This window comes from Kangiella profundi (genome assembly GCF_002838765.1).
Taxonomy (GTDB): domain Bacteria; phylum Pseudomonadota; class Gammaproteobacteria; order Enterobacterales; family Kangiellaceae; genus Kangiella; species Kangiella profundi.
On sequence record NZ_CP025120.1, the window covers coordinates 184,382 to 207,031 of the forward strand.

General features: G+C 42.1%; 17 protein-coding genes. 9 read left to right on the top strand and 8 right to left on the bottom strand.

Translation table 11 applies throughout. The annotated features are described in order from the left end of the window. Positions 1 to 11 precede the first annotated feature (11 nt). The 4 genes from CW740_RS00895 to CW740_RS00910 are packed head-to-tail and all read left to right on the top strand — an operon-like array spanning position 12 to position 8,670. On the top strand, positions 12 to 887 hold the full coding sequence (locus CW740_RS00895; protein WP_227523874.1) for a CheR family methyltransferase: 876 nt from the start codon (positions 12 to 14) through the stop codon (positions 885 to 887). A gap of 20 nt (positions 888 to 907) precedes the next feature. Next, entirely contained in the window at positions 908 to 7,585 is a 6,678-nt protein-coding gene (locus CW740_RS00900) for an Hpt domain-containing protein (RefSeq protein ID WP_106645787.1), read from the top strand. Positions 7,586 to 7,603: 18 nt separating this feature from the next. Next, positions 7,604 to 8,197 (top strand): chemotaxis protein CheB, encoded by a 594-nt coding sequence (locus tag CW740_RS00905; RefSeq protein ID WP_106645788.1) that lies wholly within the window; start codon positions 7,604 to 7,606, stop codon positions 8,195 to 8,197. A gap of 8 nt (positions 8,198 to 8,205) precedes the next feature. After that, positions 8,206 to 8,670 (top strand): chemotaxis protein CheW, encoded by a 465-nt coding sequence (locus CW740_RS00910; RefSeq protein ID WP_106645789.1) that lies wholly within the window; start codon positions 8,206 to 8,208, stop codon positions 8,668 to 8,670. 11 nt (positions 8,671 to 8,681) lie between these two features. Here CW740_RS00910 and CW740_RS00915 read toward each other — a convergent pair whose 3' ends face one another. Together CW740_RS00915 and CW740_RS00920 are read right to left on the bottom strand one after the other, a co-directional pair. Beyond that, positions 8,682 to 9,410, bottom strand: coding sequence for a 16S rRNA (uracil(1498)-N(3))-methyltransferase (locus CW740_RS00915; RefSeq protein WP_106645790.1), 729 nt, complete (start codon positions 9,408 to 9,410; stop codon positions 8,682 to 8,684). 2 nt (positions 9,411 to 9,412) lie between these two features. Continuing rightward, entirely contained in the window at positions 9,413 to 10,762 is a 1,350-nt protein-coding gene (locus CW740_RS00920) for an adenosylmethionine--8-amino-7-oxononanoate transaminase (RefSeq protein ID WP_106645791.1), read from the bottom strand. Between the two features lie 132 nt (positions 10,763 to 10,894). Between CW740_RS00920 and CW740_RS00925 the strand changes: the two genes are divergently transcribed. Next, a complete protein-coding gene (locus CW740_RS00925; protein WP_106645792.1) occupies positions 10,895 to 11,110 on the top strand; it encodes a hypothetical protein in 216 nt (71 codons plus the stop codon). 48 nt (positions 11,111 to 11,158) lie between these two features. Here the strand turns inward: CW740_RS00925 and ahcY are convergent, their stop codons facing one another. Continuing rightward, positions 11,159 to 12,556, bottom strand: coding sequence for an adenosylhomocysteinase (gene ahcY, locus CW740_RS00930; RefSeq protein WP_106645793.1), 1,398 nt, complete (start codon positions 12,554 to 12,556; stop codon positions 11,159 to 11,161). An 89-nt stretch (positions 12,557 to 12,645) separates the two neighbouring features. After that, positions 12,646 to 13,806, bottom strand: a complete 1,161-nt coding sequence (metK, locus tag CW740_RS00935) for a methionine adenosyltransferase (RefSeq protein WP_106645794.1) — start codon at positions 13,804 to 13,806, stop codon at positions 12,646 to 12,648. A 400-nt stretch (positions 13,807 to 14,206) separates the two neighbouring features. On the opposite strand from metK, the gene CW740_RS00940 reads away from it, so the two are divergent. Both CW740_RS00940 and CW740_RS00945 read left to right on the top strand, forming a co-directional pair. Continuing rightward, a complete protein-coding gene (locus CW740_RS00940; protein WP_106645795.1) occupies positions 14,207 to 15,064 on the top strand; it encodes an ion transporter in 858 nt (285 codons plus the stop codon). A 72-nt stretch (positions 15,065 to 15,136) separates the two neighbouring features. Continuing rightward, positions 15,137 to 18,631: a PKD domain-containing protein gene (locus tag CW740_RS00945; protein ID WP_106645796.1), complete on the top strand. Its 3,495-nt coding sequence runs from the start codon at positions 15,137 to 15,139 to the stop codon at positions 18,629 to 18,631. A gap of 56 nt (positions 18,632 to 18,687) precedes the next feature. On the opposite strand, the gene CW740_RS00950 is transcribed toward CW740_RS00945, so the two are convergent. Next, on the bottom strand, positions 18,688 to 19,059 hold the full coding sequence (locus tag CW740_RS00950) for a DUF6746 family protein (RefSeq protein ID WP_106645797.1): 372 nt from the start codon (positions 19,057 to 19,059) through the stop codon (positions 18,688 to 18,690). A 110-nt stretch (positions 19,060 to 19,169) separates the two neighbouring features. Further along, entirely contained in the window at positions 19,170 to 19,808 is a 639-nt protein-coding gene (gene coq7 / locus CW740_RS00955; RefSeq protein ID WP_106645798.1) for a 2-polyprenyl-3-methyl-6-methoxy-1,4-benzoquinone monooxygenase, read from the bottom strand. A 111-nt stretch (positions 19,809 to 19,919) separates the two neighbouring features. On the opposite strand from coq7, the gene CW740_RS00960 reads away from it, so the two are divergent. Together CW740_RS00960 and CW740_RS00965 are read left to right on the top strand one after the other, a co-directional pair. Next, positions 19,920 to 21,419 carry an AAA family ATPase gene (locus CW740_RS00960; protein WP_106645799.1) on the top strand — a complete coding sequence of 500 codons (1,500 nt, stop codon included), beginning with the start codon at positions 19,920 to 19,922 and terminating at the stop codon, positions 21,417 to 21,419. A 28-nt stretch (positions 21,420 to 21,447) separates the two neighbouring features. Then, the gene (locus CW740_RS00965) at positions 21,448 to 22,044 is read left to right on the top strand and encodes a glutathione S-transferase (RefSeq protein WP_106645800.1); all 597 of its coding nucleotides are present in this window, start codon (positions 21,448 to 21,450) and stop codon (positions 22,042 to 22,044) included. Positions 22,045 to 22,069: 25 nt separating this feature from the next. Here CW740_RS00965 and CW740_RS00970 read toward each other — a convergent pair whose 3' ends face one another. Then, the gene (locus CW740_RS00970) at positions 22,070 to 22,402 is read right to left on the bottom strand and encodes a YdbL family protein (protein ID WP_106645801.1); all 333 of its coding nucleotides are present in this window, start codon (positions 22,400 to 22,402) and stop codon (positions 22,070 to 22,072) included. Positions 22,403 to 22,413: 11 nt separating this feature from the next. Next, positions 22,414 to 22,608: a YnbE family lipoprotein gene (locus CW740_RS00975; protein ID WP_106645802.1), complete on the bottom strand. Its 195-nt coding sequence runs from the start codon at positions 22,606 to 22,608 to the stop codon at positions 22,414 to 22,416. Positions 22,609 to 22,650 lie beyond the last annotated feature (42 nt).

The window sequence follows — 22,650 nt, forward strand, 5'->3', positions numbered from 1 at the left end:
CGGGCCACTAGTTGAAACATAGCTCTTTAACTCATGTTCCAGATATGGAGACTGCCACTTTTGAAAGATGGCAGTCTCTAATTAGAAAGTATTCAGGAATCTGGATTCCTGCAAATAGACAGCTCTTTTTAAAGACAAGTCTACTGAAACGTATCAGGGATCTGAACCTTAAAGACTATGATGAGTATTACCAGAAGTTACAGGATAAAAACTGGGCTTCACTAGAATGGTTTCAGTTAATTGATGCATTAACCATTCACGAAACGAGCTTCTTTAGACATAAAGAATCGTTTGATTTAGTGCAACATGTTTGTCAGCAGAAGATTATTCAATCAGCTAACTCGAATAGCGATTGTAACGTTCAAATCTGGAGTGTTGGCTGTTCAACCGGCGAAGAGCCTTACAGTCTGGCCATTGCTTTGGAAGAATTAAGTTTAAACTCGCTGACAGAAAAAGGACTGAGATTTTATTACGGGATTACTGGAATAGATATCAGTTATCCAGCGCTTAGTGCAGCAAGACGCGCGATATATAGCGATAGAAAGTTACACATGATGTCACCAGAAATACAGGCATCATATTTTAATCGTCATGATAGTAGACACTGGCGTGTCAAGGAACATATTCGAAATCGAGTATTGTTCTTACAGGGAAATCTCAATGATATTGGGAATTCACCGAAACGAAATTATGACGTCATATTTTGTCAGAACGTATTAATTTATTTTCGCCCTGAAGATCGAATCAATATCTTAGAAGGGCTGGTTGAACGATTAATTCCGGGCGGCGTATTGATATTAGGTCTGGGTGAAATTATTAATTGGAAGCATCCAGAGTTAGTACGGATTGACGAGAAAAACTGTTTGGCATATCAGCGGCAGCTATAGCTACAAAAAATGGTGTAGGCATGAAAGATAATCAGACAAAAGTAGCTTTAAATTGGGTTAAAGACGAAATCGAAAGCACGCTTGAACAGGCACAAAATGCCATCAAAGCGTATGCAGAAGATGAAACTGACAAAACCCAAATACATTTCTGTGCTAATTGCATGCACCAGATCCGTGGCACCATGCAAATGCTTGAGTTTTCAGGAGCTGCATTACTTGCTGAAGAAATGGAAGCTCTTGCTGAAGCGATTGGCGAGAAAAATGTAGCCTCTAATGAAAAGGCATATGAAGTTTTTCTATCGGCTATTTTAAGATTCCGTAGTTATCTATCCCGTTATGCTGAAGGTAAATCAGACCTCCCCGTAATTTTATTACCAGCCATCAATGATATGCGTGCCTGCCGTAATGTCGATAGTTTGGGTGCTGGTAATTTAATTAGCATTCCCACTGAAGGTATTGAAGCACCAGCACCTAAACAGAAAGTAGATTTAAAGGGTGATATCTTAGCTGAAGTAAAATCTTTACGTTCGAAGTTTCAGCAGGGCTTATTAGGTGTCATTCGTGATGTAGATACTCAAAATAACCTTGAGCGTATGCATGAGGTGACACAAACTTTATGGGGCCTGGGTAATCGTGTTCCCTATCAAAATTTATGGTGGGTAACCACAGTATTTTTAAAGAATATTGCACTACTTTCTAAAAAAGATAAGCCAGTAGTTAAAGGTTTGCTGGGTCAGGTTGATCGTCGGATTCGTGAATTAATAGAGAAAACGGCTAATGAAGAAGAAGCCAATAAGGTATTAATCAATATTCTATTCTACGTTGCTCAATTTGATACAGAAGATGAGCAAGTCAAAGAGGTTCAGGATAAGTTCCAGCTAAATCAACTTATGGATTCACTTGGCGATCTAGAAAGTGAATCTAGTGATTTAACTGGACCTGACACAGAAAGTGTTCGTATTGCCCTTAACGTTATTAAAGAAGACTTAGGCGAAATAAAAGAGTCACTCGATCTTTACATCAGAACCAAATCGCAGGAAAGAGAACCGTTAGAAGACATGGTTCCGGCAATGCAAAAGATTTCCGATACCATGTCGATGCTAGGTCTGACCCAGTCAAAGGACATGATCAGCAAACAGATGAAATCCATTGGCAATTTGCTTGATGGCTCTGAGGCAGATCGTGAGCAAGGCCTGGTTTATATCGCAGAAGGGATTTTATCGCTTGAGGATTATATCGAGCGTGCATTAAAAATGGACAGCAAGCAACTTGCCAATGAAAGCCTGGGCCAAGGTGAAGGCGAGTCCTTGCAGATTATTAATGCACGATACCAACTAGTTCAGGAAAGTCGTGGCAACTTACATAAAGTTAAAGATGCTATTACCGACTATCTTGATGAAAGTCATAACATTAAAAGGTTAGAGCAAGTACCTGAGCTATTAAAAGAAGTTGAAGGTGCATTAACATTCGCACAATTGGATAACTTACTCGAAGTAATATCCAAAGCTAAAAACTTTGTAGTTAAATATCTAATTAGTGAGAAAGTAGTACTCAGCGAAGCAGAAATTTCTACACTTGCTGATGCGATAAGTTCGGTTGACTATTATTTAGAAGGATTGATGTCTTCAGGCCTTCATGGATTGCCGGTTATATTACAACGAGCAATCGATAGTATTGGTGAGCTTGAAGCTCATTATGGAAGTCTTGATGAAGAGCTTTTACCAGTATTGGATGATGCGCTGGAAATGCCAGAAATCGAAATGGTCGAAAGCGAATCATATGACGAGTCTGATGATAGCGATGAGTTGATAGATGATGAAGTGCGTGAAATCTTTATTGAAGAAGCCGATGAGGTTCTCGAAGAGATGCACAGTCTATTACCTGAGTGGAAACAGGATCAGACTAATAAAGAAGCTATCTCCACTATCCGCCGTAATTTCCACACCCTTAAAGGTAGTGGCCGTATGGTGGGTGCCACTGATATAGGTGAGCTAAGCTGGGCGATAGAAAATATGTTAAATCGCCTGATTGACCATAGCATTGAATATACTCCTGCACTTTTCGTAACAACCGAAGAAGTTGCTAATACATTGCCAGAAATGGTTAAGCAGTTTGCATCAGGTCAAAAAACTAAATTCCCTAAAGAATTGGCAGACCGTGCAAATCGAATAAGTAAAGGCGAGATCATTACGGATATTCAGCCTCAACAGGAGCAGACTGAAGAAGAGGCAGATCAGGCCGCTGAGCAAGAACTGTTTGATATCTTCAAGCAAGAGGCAGAAGGTCACGTAACCAGTCTTGAAATGTTCGCCAATCAGCGTCAACAAGGTATTACTCAGAGTCAAATTAGCGACAATCTGTTGCGTTCACTGCACACTCTAAAGGGTGTTGCCCACATTGCTAACATACAGTCATTAACGAATGTTATTGTCCCTGTTGAAAGTTATTTCCAGGAGTTAAAAACTCGTGAGCTATTAGCCGAAGAGGCTGATATGGCTTTAATTGATCATACCAAGGATCTACTAAAACATATCATCAGCACTCCTGAAGATGACCAGGTAATCTCTGCACATGAAGATGAAATTCTGCAACAACTTGCCCAGCAGCAGAAGCGTTTTGACGAATCTGGTGAGGCTGGACAGGATCAGGGTCGTGACCCAGAGTTAATCAAAGACATCTTTAATATTGCTTCAGACGTTTTAGTTGATATTGAAAGTACAAACTTACAGGAAACACCAGAGCCTCAGCGTCTGGAGAAAATATCTTACCTGATGGCCTCAGTAGATCGTCTGAAAAGTATTCTCAGCGAAGCAGAGCTTAATGAAATTGACCAGGTTGTAGCTGCATTGAGTGACGCGTTACAACGTAATATGACTGCTAACAAGGTTGATACTTCAATTGGTGTTTTACTGCAAGAAGCATACAACCAGCTTGAAAACCAGTTTGACTGTCTTGCAGCCAACTTATCTATTCCAGAAGCTAAAGACCTGGTTCAGGCACTACAAACCTGGAATCCTGCAGAAACAGCTGATCTTGAATTAGAGCCTGCATCCGAAGAAACGACTTCAGGTGGAAGTGGAGAAATCCATCTTGAAGAAGCTTCTGAAGAACCAGAACAAATACCTGCTACGGAAGAGAAGGAAGAGTATAGAGCTGTTCAAGATGATAACTCAATCGAGTTTGACCTTGATGACTTTACGCCGCCTTTAAAAACTAAAGATAAGTCAGTTGTAGAAACTGAAGAGAAAGAATCATCAGAAGATGATAATTCACTAGAGTTTACGCTAGAAGATGATTTCCTTACCAAAGAATCAGAAGAGAGCCAGGAAGAGAAAGTAGAAGAAAAAGAAAAGGCTGCAACTGACGATAATTCCGTTGAATTTGAGTTCTCCGATGAATTCCTTGCCTCTGAACCATTGGAGGAAGAGTCAGTTACTGATGAACTTGAAGAAACAGAAGATTTAAGTATAGAGGATGCCGCTGAAGAGCTGGGTCTTGACCTAAGTGATGAGTTAGACCTATCTGAAGAATTAACAGCTGACGAAAAAGAGGAAGCTCCAGAAGAGACAGCTCAAGAAGAAGTATTGGACTCAGAGCTTCCAGAAGAGCCTGAAGTAACAGCCGAGATTGAAGAGCCAGAGCTAGAAGAGCCACAACAGTCTGAAGCTGAAGACAGCGTTTCTGAAGTTAGCGAAGAAGCTGCAGAGCAATTAGAAGAGCAAGTAGAAGAGGTAGATGTACCAGCAGAGGAAGAAACTGCAGAGGTTAGCGAAGAGGCACCAGTACCTGAGAAAGAATTTGCTAAAACCATAAGCCTTGATCTAGATGTAGATGATGAGTTACTTGAGATCTTCAGCGAAGAAGCAGAAGAATTATTCGATAGTGATGCAAACTTACTTCAGAAGTGGCGCCAGGAGCCAAACAATCTAAAAATTATTGCAGAGTTGCAGCGTAACTTACACACCCTTAAGGGTAGCGCTAGAATGGCTGGCTTCTCACCAATTGGCGACTTGGCTCATGGTCTGGAAGATTTATATACCGCTATTACCGATCAGCTATTTGCATCATCTGATGAAGCGATCGATTTGGCTGAGCGTGCGGAAGACAAATTATTGGCTATCTTCAATGCTCGCAATACTCCTGAAAAGATCCCATCACCTGCTGCAATGCTTGATGAGATCGAAGGCTTTATTGCTGCCCAAAAAGCTGGTCGAGCATATGTGCGTCCACAGCCAGAGACAGAAGTTGCTCCAGAAGCTGAAGAAGTTAAGCCGTCAGAGCCAGAGAAAGCCGAAGAAACAACGACCGTTGCAGAAACTGAACAGCCTGCTGAGCCTGAAGAGGCTGCAGCTAAAGAGGAAATCGATACAGAAGAAGCTGCCTGGAATGAGGAGCTGGCTGAACTGTTCCTTGGTGAAGCATCTGAACTGTTGACTTCATATGAAGAAGCAATCGAGCGCTGGTCGAAAGATTTACACAATGTAGAGCCATTGAACACGGCTATGCGTAATCTGCATACACTTAAGAGTGGTGCAAAACTGGCTGCTATTACTCCAGTTGGTGATTTAACTCACAAGCTTGAAGGAGTAGTCGAGGCTCTGGCAAGAGATCCTAGACTTGGTCATGCCCGCTGGGCTGATATGCTGCGTCGAAGCTATGACGAGCTACACGAAATGGTTGAGCAGGTTCGTAATGGTCAGATGCCTGCGAAACCAGCTGAGCTATTACGTAAACTCGAAAATGATAAAGCAACCATTGAGTCTCAGTTAGAGCAACTGGATAAGCGTGATCTTGCTGAGTCTGGTGAACAGGCTGAAGTGAAAATTGTTTCACTAGCTGACAGACAGAAACAAAAGGAAGAAGAAGCTAAAGAAGCAGCTAACCGGGATGTCATCCGCGTACGCTCAGAGGTACTGGATAACTTGGTGAATTTGTCTGGTGAGGCTTCAATCTTCCGTTCGCGTCTTGAGCAGCAGGTTGCAGACCTTAACTTCAACCTGGGTGAGATGTCATCAACTGTTGATCGTCTACGTGAACAGTTACGTAACCTGGAAATTGAAACAGAAGCACAGGTACTGTATCGCCGAGAGATTTCCGGTGTTGATTTTGACGAGTTCGACCCACTGGAAATGGACCGTTATACCCGCCAACAGGAATTAACACGAAGCTTGTTGGAGGCTGCAAGTGATTTGTTATCAATTCAGGAAACACTGGAAACCAAGGTTGGCGATGCAGAAGCCACATTGCTGGCACAGGGTCGCGTAAATACCGAGTTGCAAGACCGTTTGATGCGTACACGAATGGTGCCGTTTAACAGTATTGAGAGTCGTTTGCGCCGTATGGTTCGTCAGATTTCAACCGAACTAAATAAAGATGTTGATCTGATTCTGGAGTCTGAAGGTGAGATGGACCGTACTGTAATTGAGCGAATGGTTGCACCGCTCGACCATATGCTCCGAAACGCAATTGACCACGGTATTGAATCTAAGGATGAGCGTAAGAAAGCCGGTAAAGCAGAAAAAGGTACGGTGCACCTGAGCTTGTCGAGACGTGGTAATGAAGTTTATATCCAGATTCAGGATGATGGTGCCGGTATCCGTAAAGATAAGGTGCGTAAACGTGCTATTTCGCAGGGCATGATCGATGAATCCTACAATCCTACAGATCGTGAGCTATTCCGTCTGATTCTACAGCCTGGTTTCTCAACAGCAGAAACTGTGACCCAGATTTCTGGTCGTGGTGTGGGCATGGATGTAGTGCATAGTGAGATCCTTCAGCTTGGTGGTTCATTAAATATCAGCTCTGAAGAAGGTAAAGGCACAACGATGACAGTGCGTTTACCATTCACCTTATCATCTAACCAGGCGTTGATGGTTAAAGTAAAAGGTGAGCCATACGCGATTCCATTGTCGAATATCACGACAGTTGCACGTGTTAGTGCAAAAGAAGTATTAGAGATCTATCAGGATAAAGATAAGACCTTCACGCATCTTGGTGAAGAGTATGAGTTGCGTTATCTAGGTCAGATTCTAGATCGAAATTCAGATATTGTTCCCCCGGTAGATGAATTCGTTCCTGTATTGATTATTCAAGGTGAAGATAAACCAATTGCGGTACACGTTGACGAATTGATCGGTTCACGTGAAATCGTGGTAAAAAACATTGGTCGTCAGATCTCGACAGTGCCGGGCATTTCAGGTGCGTCAATTCTGGGTGATGGTAGCGTTGTACTGATTCTGGATATGCAGACATTAGTTGACCGTTTCCACGAGTGGGATTTCTCTCACGAAGCCGGAATGGTACAGGAGACACCGGTCGAAGATCGTATCCCAGTAGTTATGGTTGTGGATGATTCGATTACAGTTCGTAAAGTTACTGCACGACTACTGCAACGTCATCAATTCCAGGTAATGACAGCAAAAGATGGTGTTGATGCAATTACACAGCTACATGACGATATTCCAGATGTCATGCTACTGGATATTGAGATGCCACGAATGGATGGTTTTGAACTAGCAACCATTATTCGACATGATGAAAGACTCAAGCATTTACCAATCATTATGATCACTTCTCGTACCGGTGAAAAACACCGCGAGCGTGCAGAGCAGATTGGTGTTAATCGTTATCTGGGTAAACCTTATAATGAGGAAACTCTGTTAGGCACGATTGATGAAATGCTTAAGTTGGAAGACTAAAGGATTAAACAAGCTGTAATGAATACAATGTTGGTGTTGCTGGCAGCCTCAACCGGTGGTCCAGCAGCAGTTAAGGCTTTTATTGATGCCTTGCCCGATAAGCCGTTACCGGTTTGTTTTGTTCTGGCGAATCACATTAATGAAGGGTCATTACCTAATTTGCAAGCAATGCTTAACGAGCATGCTTTTATTGATGCTGAAATTATAGATCAATACAAAGATATTAAGCCTGGCAAATTATATATAGCTCCGATCGATAAAAAGATTAGTTTCGTGGTGCAGGGTAAGATCATCATTACTGATGAAGAGTGGAGCAAACCTTATGCTCCCAATATTAATGAACTATTTGCCGAATCGCTCGAGCTAAGAGATGTTGAAAAACTAGCGATTGTGTTCAGTGGTATGGGTGATGATGGTTCAGCAAATTCTGATTTGTTGACTGAGAGTGGGGTTGATATCTGGTGCCAGACAATAGAAAGTTGTATCCAGTCTTCAATGCCCGAAAGTATGATTAAAACAGGAAATGTAACCTACAAAGATGACCCAGCCGGACTGGCAGAGCAATTGGTCATTTTGTTAGAGGCGTTGTTTCCAGTTGACCAATACGCGTGAGAGAAAGCATGACCAACAAAGTACAAGATGTTTACAGCTTTTTGATTCCAATGATTGAAAACAGTTTATTGTTGCCGAATGCGACAGTTGCTGAGATCGTTCCATTTATGAATGTGGATCTCATGGAAGATGCTGAATCGAGTGAAGACTGGCAGATTGGTCAAATTGTATGGCGTAACATCAAGATTCCGGTAGTTTCCCTGGAAAGAGTGCAAGGTAAAAAAGATTTGGGTGAACTGCGCCGTTCGCGTATCGCAATTGTTTATACATTAAATGGTAACCAAGAAATTCCCTATATTGCGATTATGGTACAGGGCATTCCTCGATTGGTACCGGTAGATGAGAGTAACAGTAAATTGGTAGAGGAAGATTTGCCAAAGGGTGTTAAAGCCTGGGCCGATCTGGAAGGGCGAAAGGCGCTTATACCTGATTTAGACCTGTTGGAAAATATGTTGTCTGAGAGCGCTTCTTAGTACGGAAATACTCAGAAGTCACCCCAGACACTATTCATCACCGCGACGGCAGCCAAGGCTGCCGTTTCTGTTCTTAGAACTCTTGGCCCAAGTTTAACAGGTTTGCAGCCATGCGTTTCTACCCAGTTAATTTCCTCGTCACTGAAACCACCCTCCGGGCCAACCCATAACTGAAGTTCTGACTTGGTGTCAGCGTTAATTGATTTGAAGCTATTGCTGGCATCAGGATGCATAAAAAAACTGTTACTGGTGAGCTGCTCAAGGGCTGCCTGCAATTTAATCGCTGGATGAAGTGTTGGGATACTATTACGGCCACACTGCTCACAGGCGCTTTCAATGACTTTTTGCCAGTGTTCATGTTTTTTTTGCCAGCGTTTGTCATCAAGCTTAACACCACAGCGCTCAGTAATTAGGGGAGTAAATTGTTTAACACCTAGCTCAACACCCTTTTGCAGAGTGAGCTCCATTTTATCGCCGCGTGAGACACCCTGATATAAATGAATATTTAAGGGTGATTCATTGTCGCTAGCTCGTGATTCGACAATTTCAACGCTGACCTGGTTTCGCTCTATCGAAACAATATTGCCAAAATAACTATATCCGTCCCCATTAAATAATTCGAGTTGATGTCCAGTTGTCATACGCAAGACACGACTAACGTGATTGGCAGCTTCTTTCTCAAGAATTACTGAGGAAGAGGTTGTCAGCTGTTGCGTGGTAAAAATCCGGGGAATTCGCATCTTTAATCCTTAGTTGCCAGCTGAATACCCTGCCAAGCTATATCGGCCAGTTTATCGATCTCTTCAGGGGTTATGACGTAAGGAGGCATGAAGTAAACGACATTGCCCAGCGGGCGCAATAAAGCGCCTTGTGACAGGGCATGTTCGTAAACGCGCATACCTCGTCGCTCTTTCCAGTCATAAGGTCTACGAGTCTTTTTATCCTGTACCATCTCTGCGGCCAAGATCATCCCCGTTTGTCTAACCTCAGCGATATTGGGATGATCGGCAAAATGTACGGTAGCTTGTGCCATGTGTTGTGCTAATACTTTATTATTTTCAATAATTGGTTGGCTCTGGAAAATATCCAGGGTTGCCTTGGCTACTGCACAACCTGTCGCATAACCGGTGTAACTGTGGGAATGAAGGAAGGCAGTAAGCTTTTCGTAATCATCATAAAAAGCCTGAAAAATTGACTCTCTGGTCAACATGGCAGACAAAGGCAAAAAGCCAGCCGTTAATCCTTTTGAGACACACATAAAGTCAGGACTGATATCTGCCTGCTCACAGGCAAATAAGGTGCCGGTTCGGCCAAAGCCAACAGCGATTTCATCAGCAATTAAATGCACATCATACTGGTCACACAGTTTGCGTAATTCGCTAAGGTAGACCGGATGGTACATACGCATACCTGATGCACATTGAACTAAAGGCTCGACGATAATGGCAGCAACATTGCCATGTTCACGCTCGACAAGATCGCGCATTTTTTCAAACTGGCGTAATGAGTAATCATGCCAGCTTTCGCCTTCTTCACGGTAGAAACAATCAGGAGAAGGGGCTGTCATGACATCAAACATTAAAGACTTATATGGAGCCTTGTAAAGTCCCAGATCGGAAACTGCCAGAGCACCAGTAGTTTCGCCATGATAGCCACTTTCAAGCGCAATAAATTTTGTCTTGTCGGGCTTGCTAGCCAATTGCCAATAATGAACACTCATTTTCAAGGCAATTTCGACAGCCGAAGAGCCGTTCTCACCATAGAATACACGGTCCAAGCCATCTGGTGTCATCGCAACCAGTTGCTCAGCCAGGTCAATTGCTGGCTCATGGGTAAAACCGGCAAAAATTACATGTTCAAGCTTATCCACCTGCTCTTTCATGGCATTGGCAATGGTTGGGTTGCTATGGCCAAACAGATTAACCCACCAAGAGCTCACCGCATCAATATAGCGGTTGCCATCAAAGTCCTCTAAATAGACGCCCTCACCACGTTTGATTGGCGTCATAGGGTAGCGCTCATAATCCTTCATCTGACTGCATGGGTGCCAAAGTACGGCAAGGTCACGTTGTTTAAGGGAAGCGTTATCCATAAAACTCTATTGAAACCATTGAAAAATGATGGCGCTATTATCGCGTATTTAGGAGCGAGACTCAAAGAGGAACCTAGAATACCAATAGGAAAAATGGTAAAAGAAAGCAACTATTAAATTGAGGAAAAGTAAATGGATAAATCAGAAAGTGCAAAAGTAAAGCTTACTGGGGGAACAATATTTATAATTATTCTGGTTGTTGCAATATTCGGAAATGTAAGATCAAATGAGATAGAGGATAAGATTGATAAACTTCAAGAGTCTGTGAATAGGCTTGAGCAAAGTTTAAGTTACCTTCATAGCAGGCTTGACGAAAAAGTACCAAAAAAAGATGAAGCAAAAGAGTAATAAAAAAGCCGGCAAAAGCCGGCTTTTAAAGTACTAGCAGAACAGTCATTAATAACGGTAATGTTCAGGCTTGTAAGGGCCTTCAACCGGTACATTAATGTAATCTGCCTGATCTTGACGAAGCGTTGTTAAACGAGCACCAATTCTTTCAAGGTGCAATTTGGCAACTTTCTCGTCTAAATGCTTAGGTAAGATATAAACATCGTTGTCATACTTGTCGCCATTTTTCCATAACTCAATCTGAGCCAACACCTGATTGGTGAACGAGTTGGACATTACGAAGCTTGGGTGGCCAGTTGCACAACCAAGGTTCACCAGACGACCTTTTGCCAATAAGGTGATGCGTTTGCCATCTGGGAATTTGATTTGATCAACTTGCTCTTTAACGTTGATCCACTCATATTTCTCAAGGCTGGCTACATCAATTTCATTATCGAAGTGACCAATATTACAAACGATAGCCTGATCTTTCATGCGAACCATGTGTTCATGGCGAATGATGTCGTAGTTACCGGTAGCAGTTACAAAAATATCAGCCTGCTCAACAATGTTTGGATCTTCAAGGTCAACGACACGGAACCCTTCCATCGCCGCCTGTAAGGCACAGATTGGGTCGATTTCAGTAACCCATACTGTCGCACCTAAACCACGAAGTGATTGTGCAGAACCTTTACCCACATCACCATAACCACAAACAATAGAGATTTTACCTGCAATCATAACGTCAGTTGCACGTTTGATACCGTCAACCAATGATTCACGGCAGCCGTAAAGGTTATCAAACTTAGACTTGGTTACTGAGTCGTTAACATTGATTGCTGGGAAAGGAAGTTCGCCACGCTTTTTCATCTGATAAAGACGTGCAACACCTGTAGTGGTTTCTTCCGTTACACCTTGGATATTGGCTAACGTGCGTGAATAGAAATTGCTATCTTCAGAAAGCTTCACTTTAATTGCTTTGAACAAAGCAACTTCTTCCTCACTTTTTGGATTATCTAAAACTGAAATATCTTTTTCAGCGCGAGTACCAAGAATAAGAAGAGTTGTTGCATCACCACCATCATCAAGAATCATATTAGGTGAACCACCATCATGCCATTCCATGATGTGATGCGTGTATTCCCAGTACTCATCGAGAGTTTCGCCTTTGTAAGCAAACACTGGAATGCCCTGATCCGCAATTGCCGCAGCAGCATGATCCTGAGTCGAGTAAATATTACATGATGCCCAACGAACTTCTGCACCAAGTGCAACAAGTGTTTCGATTAGCATAGCTGTTTGAATTGTCATGTGTAGAGAACCCGCAATGCGAGCACCCTTTAGAGGTTGTTCTGAACCATATTCTTCACGAATTGCCATAAGGCCAGGCATTTCGCTTTTTGCGATATCAATTTCTTTGTGGCCCCAATCGGCTAGAGCAATATCTTTAATGATGTGGTCAGTCATAATGTTCCCAAATTGTTCGGCTCTTTCCTAAGGATTTATCAGAATACTGATAATGAAAGAGCCATCTAGTGAGTGAAAAAATAATAAGGTTATAGACCTGCAGCAGCACGCAATGCTTCAGCTTTATCTGTTTTTTCCCAGGTAAAACTGTCTTCAGTACGGCCAAAGTGACCATATGCTGCTGTGGCCTGATAAATTGGCTGCAACAAATTAAGCATCTTTGTTAAGCCACGAGGACGAAGGTCAAAATGCTCGCGTACCAGCTCAACTAATTTATCTTCGCTGATTTTACCGGTGCCAAAAGTATTAACGCTGATAGACGTTGGTTCGGCAACACCGATAGCGTAAGAAACCTGAATCTCACAACGATCTGCAAGACCGGCTGCAACGATATTCTTGGCAACGTAACGGCCTGCGTAAGCAGCACTGCGGTCTACTTTTGATGGATCCTTACCGGAGAAAGCGCCGCCACCATGACGGGCCATGCCGCCGTAGGTATCAACGATAATTTTACGACCGGTTAAGCCGCAGTCGCCCATTGGGCCACCGATAACAAACTTACCCGTTGGATTAACGAAGTATTTGGTTTTATCGCTAATCCATTCCGCTGGAAGAACAGGTTTGATGATTTCTTCAATCACAGCTTCCTGCAAATCTTTTTGCGAAATCTCTGGATCATGCTGTGTTGATAATACCACCGCATCGATACCAACAGGCTTGTCATTTTCATAACGGAAAGTCAGCTGACTTTTGGCATCTGGGCGTAACCAAGCCAAAGTGCCATTCTTACGAAGCTCAGCCTGCTTTTGAACCAGACGGTGAGAATAAGTGATAGGTGCTGGCATTAACACGTCGGTTTCGTTTGATGCATAACCGAACATCAAACCCTGATCCCCTGCGCCTTGCGCTTCTGGATCGTCACGGTCAACACCTTGAGCAATGTCCGGACTTTGTTTGCCGATGGCGTTTAGTACGGCACAGGATTCCCAGTCAAAACCCATTTCCGAGCTGTTATAGCCAATTTGCTTAATGGTGTTACGAGCTAGTTCTTCAATATCAACCCACGCGGAAGTGGCTACTTCACCAGCAACAATGACCATGCCGGTTTTAACCATGGTCTCAACTGCAACGCGAGCGTTGATATCCTGTGCTAGGATCGCATCAAGAACTGCATCGGAAATTTGATCGGCAATTTTGTCTGGATGTCCTTCAGAAACGGACTCCGACGTGAATACGGAATAATTGCTCATTTCTACTTAGTTACCTTTTATTAAAACTAAAGTGAAAAACCAGCCTTACTATATTGCCTTTAAAAGGCTGAAACGCTGGTCAAAAAGTAGGCGGATTTTACACTGTTTAGACGTCTAAATCACCTATTTTTACACCTTTGCCTGTGAAAATCACATGAAAAGAATTGGCTTTTATTATAATCAGACTAATAGATAATGAAACCGACAAAAAGTTACAAATAGTAATGAAATCAACTACAAAAACCACACACATATTAATGGTATACCGAAATATATGGGCTGGCTTTAAATTAGAAAATGCTAAATATGGATTGATACATATCACCTATAACTAATCGTAATAATTGTTTAGAATCTAAATACTAAGCAGCATGACTTAATGAATAAGCGGGAAGGAACGATGACGCCAGAATTTAAATACAGAAAACATAAGTTTGATGAAGGGGAACCACTGTCTCCCTGGCGGGAAAAGATTCATGAAGTCATATTTGAGGCAGATACCTTTGCCGGAAAAACCTTCGATGTCGCCTTAATAATCACCATCTTCATCAGCGTTCTGGCGGTAATGCTTGATAGTGTCCAGGTTATTTCTGTTCAATATGGAAGCATGTTGTTCGCAGCAGAATGGGCCTTTACCATTCTATTCACCATTGAATATATTTTACGGCTGATAAGTGTTCGCAAGCCTATGCTGTACGCAAAGAGCTTTTATGGCGTCGTCGATCTATTATCTATTCTGCCGACTTACCTGACATTGATCATCGTTGACGCAAAATACTTCCTGGTCATTCGAATCTTAAGGGTTTTAAGAATATTCAGGATATTCAAGCTGGCAAATTATATGGGCGAGGCCAGTATGATGATGAATGCGCTACGTAACAGCCGCGCTAAAATCAGTGTTTTCCTGTATACCGTATTGATGTCAGTAGTAGTGTTTGGATCGTTAGTTTACGTCATCGAAGGTCCAGAAAATGGTTTCAGCAGCATTCCAAAGTCGGTTTACTGGGCAATCGTAACATTGACAACCGTTGGGTATGGCGACATTTCACCACAAACTCCTGTCGGTCAGTTTTTAGCATCCTGCATTATGATTCTAGGTTATGGATTAATTGCGGTACCAACAGGGATTTACAGCGCAGAAATAACCCGCGAGGCTATGAAAAAGAAAGATGTCACCAATAATGCATGCCCTTCTTGTGCCTATGAAGGTCATGATAAAGACGCAGAATTTTGTAAAAAATGTGGAGCTAAACTATAAAAAAGTGTCGAAAAATTGAACACGAGTCAAAAATGCATATAATACTGCCTTTTATAATAAAAAGGTTGGGATATGAAAAAAATACAATATGGAATCCTTGTAGCGATTCTGCCACTCGTTCTTGCGTTTAGTTACTACCTAACATTTTCTGCAACGAAACCAATTTCCATAGTAGAAGATATTAATCAATCAAGCGTTACTGCAAAATTATCAACAGCTAATGACAACATAGCATTTAAAGGGTATTACTTTTTTAGAAGTTATGTACCCGAAATAGGCACCGAAATATGGCGCTCAGATAAAAACGGAAATACATCTTTGGCTTTTGAAGCCATAGAGGGACCAAACCAGGCTTCAACTATTGAAGCATTTACTGACGGTAATTTTCTCTATTACGTCATTACCGGAGTTGGACAAAATAATGCCGATGTTATTTATTATTTGGAGCAACCAAGTGATGACTTTAAAACATTGGATCTTGGACTGAGATATTACAACGGCAGGTTTAAGAAATTGGGTAATACCTGGTATGCACTTGCTAGGGATATAACAACAAACAAGCAAAGTCTAGTAGCATTTAATGGACAGTCAACAGCTGCGATTGCTGTAGAAAATCAAAACGTAAATTATTCAGTGTTAGATTTCACAGAGTTCAATGGAGCTTTGAATGTATTTGTTCGTATTGCTAGTAATAATTCCATTGAGCACAGACGAATCGTTAATGACACTATTGAAACACTAAATACATTTACCAGTGTGAACCTAGGAAGTCTCCATCAAACCAATAGTGATTTATACTACACCTATTACGATTCTAATTACGATTATGGCCTTAATCATTTTGATGGAACTAACACGAACTACATTGATAGTTTCTCAAACATAACTCAGTCTTGGGGGTTAGATGGAGATAACTTGGTTTTTTATGCCAGAAAGGGCCAGTTAGATAAATATCAAATTTGGAGCTTGAGTGGAAGCAATCTCCAGCAGCTCACTAATATATCTGATGATTATACAAACATAAGAAAAATTACAACTAGTGAGCAAGGGTTATATTTTCTTTTGCAAAATCAAGAAGGTACTGAATTACAGTACCTTACAAACGGTACAATAGAAACAGTTATATTAGATGCTGAAACATTTGATAACAACTATACAGCTGAGCCGTTTGTATCTCACAATGGCAGTGTGTATGTAACGGGACGTTATAGTGAAAACTCGAACTACTATAGCGCTTATTGGAAGGTAACTAACGGAGTTGCTGCACGTGTACTTTCTAAAGAGGGTTACTTTGGAAATTCAAAAATATTTACCCTTAATGGCGAGTTATATAATTTTATAGATGCTGGAACCCAAACCCAACTTTATCGCCTTGATGATCCATCAAATATCGCATCCCTAGTCGGTACATTTGATATCAGAAATTTAAAAAGCTTAGCAGCCGACGATCTTACAAGTACCGTCTTTGCTACTGGCTATGCAGGTATTGATTCTAATATTTTTGCAGTGCAGGAAACGACAGCAAATAAGTTAATAATTGAAGGCGTAACGGGCAGTAGTAACCCTAAAAACTTTGTTAGCGTAAAAGATAAAACATACTTTTCTGCAGTGGAGGGCGATCTTCAAGCAGTTTGGAAGTCTGACGGATATTCTGTGGAAAAAGTTCCAGGAATAGAAGCCGACGGGGTTTCAAACAATATTATCAGTCTGAAACAGCTTGGTGAAAACCTCTTGGTTCTAACAAGGTCTTATGCAGAGTCAAAATATCGGATTTGGCTTTACGATGGTTCTGAAACACGGCTGCTTAGCGAAAATGTAAACACTGTGTTCAATGAGGAAATATACTTATCAGATGACGGTACCGCTTATTTCTTAGGTGGTATAGGTAGTAACTACGGTCGATCGCTAATAAAAATTACTGATAATGGTTTAGTCGAACTCTATAATTCTGAAAATGTAAACAGATTAGATGTAAATGATAATGGAATTTTCTTCCAGACTGGATCTCGAGATTATGCAGAGCTTTGGAGAGTAGAAAGTAATACAGTTAAAAGAATTAGCAATGAATCAAATTCCGTTTCTGAAAGCTATGAATCCAGATTCTATACTGAAAGTGCTTATACATATTTCTCCGGATGTGACAGCCAAGGTAACTTTACCTTAACCAGCTATTCAGAAGAAAGTGGAATATCTCAAGTTGATACAACCGAGCTTTCAGTAGATGGTTGCTGGAGCGTTAAAGTTTATGAGTTAGGTAATGAGATAGCTATAATTACCCCTCCAACAGTTGAGTCAGCTAGTAAGCTTTGGAGTTTGCAGAGTGGCGTAATAGAGCTTGTATCAGACGGCTTTTACAATATAGGTAGTGGAAGTCAGACTCTAAATAACCGGCTATACTTCAAAGCGGCAGCTTCACAGCAAGAAGGCTATACTATATATGTATATGCAGATGGAGAATTTGTTAATACATTTTTACCCTCTGCCTATAATTTTTGGTTAAGTAATAATGACAGAGAGCTAGGTAAAGATTGGATTATCTTGCCTGGGTCGGGCGGGGCTAAAATATATTCATTTGATGGCTCAAACGTCACTCTCAAAAATTCGTTAAATAGTAACTTCCAGTCAATAAACTCAGTAATGGAGTTGGGCGACTATACAATATTTCAAGTTATAAATGGTTATCCACTCTACCATGATCTTGTTGCGTTAGATAAGAATGGGGAACTAACATACTTAAATCCTGCACAAGAATTCAATTTTATTAGCGATAATAATAATGGTGACTATCCTATAGCGAGAGGCCATGGTAAATGGTTATTTTTGCAGGCATGCCACTATACGATTGGTTGTGAACCTTTCTCAATGAACATCAATGTTGCTCCAGTAGCAAAAGTCAATATTGCCAGTAGTACGGTTTATAGCGGGCATGTAGTAGAACTGGATGGCTCAGTTACTGAGGATGTTGATGGCAATATACTTGAATATATTTGGTCTGTGGTTTCTGGGCCAAATGTTGAAATCAATAGCTCTGAGTTAGGGAAAGCCAGTTTTATTGCACCAACAGTTGAATCTTCGACCACTATCGAATTGCAACTTGAAGTTATCGATGATGGATACGATGCAGATTCGACAACACAAAAGGTAAAAGTGCTTCCAAATACAGGCCCGGATGCAGTCATAAACGCGCCTGCACAAGCTAATGAGGGGCAAGTTGTAAAACTTGATGCAACACAATCATCAGATCCAGAGAGCGATGAGCTTTCTTTCTATTGGGAAGTTGTGTCAGGTCAAAATGTTTCCATTACAAATCAAACTGCTGCTTCGACACAATTCTCAGTCCCTAGTATCAATCAAGATACCAGTGTTACCGTTAAGCTAACTGTCCAAGACGCTGTAGGAAACACCGCACAAGATGAAGTTGAAATTATCCTTAAGAACGTGAGTTCTGGTACGCCAGATAATGGTTCTGGTGAGGGTAGTTCAGGTGGCGGTGGCTCAACAAACTGGCTACTGTTATTGATGCTAGCTTCTCTGATAATGGTGAGGTTTGGTTACCATCGCAGATGAGGTATGAATAAAAAAAGGGTAGCCATGAGCTACCCTTTTTTATTAAGCAGGGTCAATTATTTACCTAACAAATCCTTGGTGCCTTTTAGGTATTCTTCTCCTTTTTGCTGCACGGTTTCAGGATCGTTGGTTTCTGATGCAATGTGCACTTTCTCCAGATTTTCCTGAGTTTGCTCTAAGTGTTGCTCAATAAACTGAAGTGCATTTTCCAAGCTATAAGACATCTGGTGTATTTGAGCCATGGTGTATGGGGTGAGTTCGTATTTGATGCGCCCCTCTAGCTGAGTATTGTATTTTTCGAGAATGGCTATAGCTTCAGCCATGGTTTCAGGCTTTTCACCTTTAAAATGTCTGACGTCGGTTGCGTGGGCAACTGATACTGTTGCTGCTGCAAGAATAATTGCGGAAACAGTTTTTCGGAGTGACATGTTTATTCCTTGTTGAGAATGATTGTTGTTTGCATTCTACTCTTAGCCCAGGTCTGAGCCAAGTGATGTAGATCAATTCATTGATAGAAAATATAAATAATCAGAAGCGCTTATACATAGTAAACACTAGAGGTCATCACCTTGGACATCAGGCTCATGGCGCCTTTGATGGGCTTGGGTAAATCGGCACCTCCATGCTCAATCGCAACAGTGGCGTGTTTCAGCTCTTCTTCGCGCATCTGTTGCAGAATAACCCGGCTCTTACTGTCCTGAATGGGTAGCTTTTGCAGGTGATCGTCCAGGTGACGGCAGACCTGATGCTCGGTCTCTGCAACGAAGCCCAGACTCCACTTATCACCAGCAATACCGGCCAAGGCGCCGATGGTAAAGGAACTGGCATACCAGAAGGGATTGAGCAGGCTTTCGCGGCTGCCCAATTCATGTATACGTTCGCTGCACCAGGCCAGGTGGTCAACTTCTTCCTGTGCCGCCTGTTCCATCTTGTCACGAACGTTCGGTAATTTTGCGGTAAGTGCCTGTCCCTGATATAGAGCCTGAGCGCAGACTTCGCCTGTATGATTGATGCGCATCAAACTGGCAGCATGACGTTTTTCCTGATCGGACATTTTCGATTCATCAATGCCTTGCGCTGGAGTTGGTCGAGGCTTGGCATCATAAATACCCCGAGTCGTTTTTAGCGCTGAGTCCGCTACTAGACAGAGTCGATCAAAAAAGCTGTATTGACGCATAGATCTGCTACACTTATTCGCTCAAAGAAAAGCTATTGTAGCGATAAATCTAAGAAAAGTTAATCTAGGCCACTGGCCGCAAGAATAGGAAATAGAGGCAATTTATTAATCATGGGTGATACTTTAGAAAAAAATGATCTGGCAATACTGATTGAATCGAAAAATCCCATTATCATCATTGAGTCACATGAAGAGAGCCGTGTTACTGAGCTACTGACCAAGGTTGCAATAAAACTCAAAAAGCCATTGTTCGGCTGGCATTTGACGGAAGGCTTGCGCCGCGTGGAAATGACTGACTCACATTTTGCGCCATTGGATAACACACAAAAACCCGACGATTGCCTAAAGCATATCAAACGCATGGAGCGCCCCGGAATTTACGTGCTTTATGATTTTCATCCTTTTCTTGATGAGCATCACCCAGAACAGGTAAGGTTGGTCAAAGATATTGCTTTACAGTTTCAAAAGTATCACCAGACATTAGTTTTTGTCAGTCATAAGTTGAAACTCCCTGAAGAAATTCGACGCTTTTCAGCCAGGTTTGAACTACGGCTGCCGAGCCATGTTGAACTGGAAAGGTTGATTCATGCCGAAGCCACTCGCTGGGCGCTTGGCAATCAGGGACAAAAAGTACGAACTGATAAGGCTACCATGCAGAGGCTGGTGCAAAATCTGACAGGATTAACCCTAAGTGATGCGCAACAGATCATACGTAATCTAATCTATGATGATGGAGCCATCACCGACTGTGAAATGGACAAGGTCAATCGTGCGCGATATGAATTGCTGGATGTAAACGGTGCGGTTCACTATGAATATGAAACTGCACACTTTGCCGATGTCGGTGGTATGCAGGTACTCAAGAACTGGCTCGAACGACGTCGCAAAATATTTCTTGATGACCGTGATATCGGGTTGGATAAACCGAAGGGTATTATGCTGGTTGGTGTGCAGGGCGGTGGCAAGTCACTGGCTGCCAAGGCTGTTGCCGGCATGTGGGGTGTGCCTTTGCTGCGTCTCGATTTTGGAGCGCTTTACAGCAAATGGCATGGCGAAAGTGAAAAGAATCTGCGTGAGTCACTCAAACTAGCGGAAATGATGGCGCCTTGCGTATTGTGGTTGGATGAAATCGAGAAGGGTATTTCAACTGGCGATAATGATGGTGGAACTTCAAAACGGGTTCTTGGCACCATGTTAACCTTTATGCAGGAAAATAAATTGCCCATTTTCATTGTAGCTACCGCCAATGACATTTCAGCGTTGCCACCTGAGCTGGTTCGAAAAGGGCGGCTGGATGAAATCTTTTTTGTCGACCTGCCTGACAATGAATCACGTCAGGAAATCATTCGCATACATTTAAGCAAGCGCAAACAGCTGGTAGAAAAGTTTGATTTACTAGCTCTTGCTGATGCCTGTGATGGCTTTAGTGGGGCAGAGATAGAGCAGGTCATTATTGCTGGGTTATACGCAGCCCATTATGACGATAAGCCCCTTTGTGATGAAACCTTACTCAAAGAAATAGCAGCGACCAGCCCATTATCCAAAGTGATGGCGGAGAAAATGCAGTTACTAAGAAATTGGGCTGATGGCAGAGCCGTATTAGCTAATTAAGCGCAAATTAAGGATCAGGGAGTTTGGAATGAAATTAATATATTCGACGGCATCACCTTACGCACGGACAGCAAGAATTTTTGTTCAGGAACTTGGTTTAGAGGACAGGGTGAAGGAAGTCTTTCAGCATCCGTTTGAGAACCCACAGGAATTGATTGCTGCTAATCCGCTTTGTAAAGTTCCTTGCCTGATCACGGATAAGGGGCAGGCAATCTTTGATAGCCAGGTAATTTGTGAGTATCTGGATTCTGAAGCAGGAAGCCAACTGTTCAAAGATATCTCTGGAGACTGGCATCAGAAGACCTTGTATTCGCTAACTAGAGGATTGCTGGACTCAGCTGTAGCCTGGCAACAGGATAAGATGAGGGAACCTGAGCAGCGTTCTGAATTCTGGCAGGAGCGATTCATAAAGAGCATAGACCGAGGACTGGAGTATTTTGCAAAACGGATAGATGAACTTCCAAAAGAGTTTTCGGCGATTCATGTCAACCTGATTACGGTATTGGAATATCTAGACTTCAGGCATCCGGAATATCAGTGGCAGAACAAGTTTGAATCGCTGAAAAATTGGTGGGCGGGTTATAAAGAAAAGCCTTCGATTGTTGCAACACAACCGAAGGCTTAGCAGAACTAGTTAACAGACTGTTCTGTTATTTCTTACGCCAGGCTCCGTTGATGTTGATGTAGTGTCCTGACTGGGTTTTATCAAGATTACGTTTGGCGGCAATAGCTTCAACTTCCGCTAAAGTTATGTTCGCTTTACGAGCTTCCTGAGCATATATGGTGCGACGCTTGTCATTAATGTCCTGAACAAAAGAGCGAATTTGAGGGCTGGGGTTTGATACTACAATACCAACATAGCCAGTAGACATTTCGCCCACAATACCCTGGTCTTTAAGCGTACCGATATCCAGCGCAAAGGCCTGCGCAGATAATAGTAAACTAACAATTAGCGTCATTATTGAATAACTTAGCTTTTTCATAATTGCCTCTCCTAAAATAAGCCTGATTCTTCGCTCAAGGCTTTATCCAATTCACGTTCAACCTTGACCACAATTTCATGTTTAATGGTGAAATCACCAATGATATGGATAGGTTTGTCTGGTGCTTCCAGCTTCACGGTACAGGCCGATGCCAATATAGATAGGCTGGCAACGGAGATTAGAGCTGGTAATCCGCTTCTTTTCATACTATTTCCTTACACAGATTATTAACTGAAGATAACTGTTAT

Excerpts from the sequence above, each read along its gene's own strand:
- CW740_RS00900 (WP_106645787.1), top strand. The coding sequence starts at position 908 with ATGAAAGATAATCAGACAAAAGTAGCTTTAAATTGGGTTAAAGACGAA.
- CW740_RS00905 (WP_106645788.1), top strand. The coding sequence starts at position 7,604 with ATGAATACAATGTTGGTGTTGCTGGCAGCCTCAACCGGTGGTCCAGCA.
- CW740_RS00910 (WP_106645789.1), top strand. The coding sequence starts at position 8,206 with ATGACCAACAAAGTACAAGATGTTTACAGCTTTTTGATTCCAATGATT.
- CW740_RS00915 (WP_106645790.1), bottom strand. The coding sequence starts at position 9,410 with ATGCGAATTCCCCGGATTTTTACCACGCAACAGCTGACAACCTCTTCC.
- CW740_RS00920 (WP_106645791.1), bottom strand. The coding sequence starts at position 10,762 with ATGGATAACGCTTCCCTTAAACAACGTGACCTTGCCGTACTTTGGCAC.
- CW740_RS00925 (WP_106645792.1), top strand. The coding sequence starts at position 10,895 with ATGGATAAATCAGAAAGTGCAAAAGTAAAGCTTACTGGGGGAACAATA.
- ahcY (WP_106645793.1), bottom strand. The coding sequence starts at position 12,556 with ATGACTGACCACATCATTAAAGATATTGCTCTAGCCGATTGGGGCCAC.
- metK (WP_106645794.1), bottom strand. The coding sequence starts at position 13,806 with ATGAGCAATTATTCCGTATTCACGTCGGAGTCCGTTTCTGAAGGACAT.
- CW740_RS00940 (WP_106645795.1), top strand. The coding sequence starts at position 14,207 with ATGACGCCAGAATTTAAATACAGAAAACATAAGTTTGATGAAGGGGAA.
- CW740_RS00945 (WP_106645796.1), top strand. The coding sequence starts at position 15,137 with ATGAAAAAAATACAATATGGAATCCTTGTAGCGATTCTGCCACTCGTT.
- CW740_RS00950 (WP_106645797.1), bottom strand. The coding sequence starts at position 19,059 with ATGTCACTCCGAAAAACTGTTTCCGCAATTATTCTTGCAGCAGCAACA.
- coq7 (WP_106645798.1), bottom strand. The coding sequence starts at position 19,808 with ATGCGTCAATACAGCTTTTTTGATCGACTCTGTCTAGTAGCGGACTCA.
- CW740_RS00960 (WP_106645799.1), top strand. The coding sequence starts at position 19,920 with ATGGGTGATACTTTAGAAAAAAATGATCTGGCAATACTGATTGAATCG.
- CW740_RS00965 (WP_106645800.1), top strand. The coding sequence starts at position 21,448 with ATGAAATTAATATATTCGACGGCATCACCTTACGCACGGACAGCAAGA.
- CW740_RS00970 (WP_106645801.1), bottom strand. The coding sequence starts at position 22,402 with ATGAAAAAGCTAAGTTATTCAATAATGACGCTAATTGTTAGTTTACTA.
- CW740_RS00975 (WP_106645802.1), bottom strand. The coding sequence starts at position 22,608 with ATGAAAAGAAGCGGATTACCAGCTCTAATCTCCGTTGCCAGCCTATCT.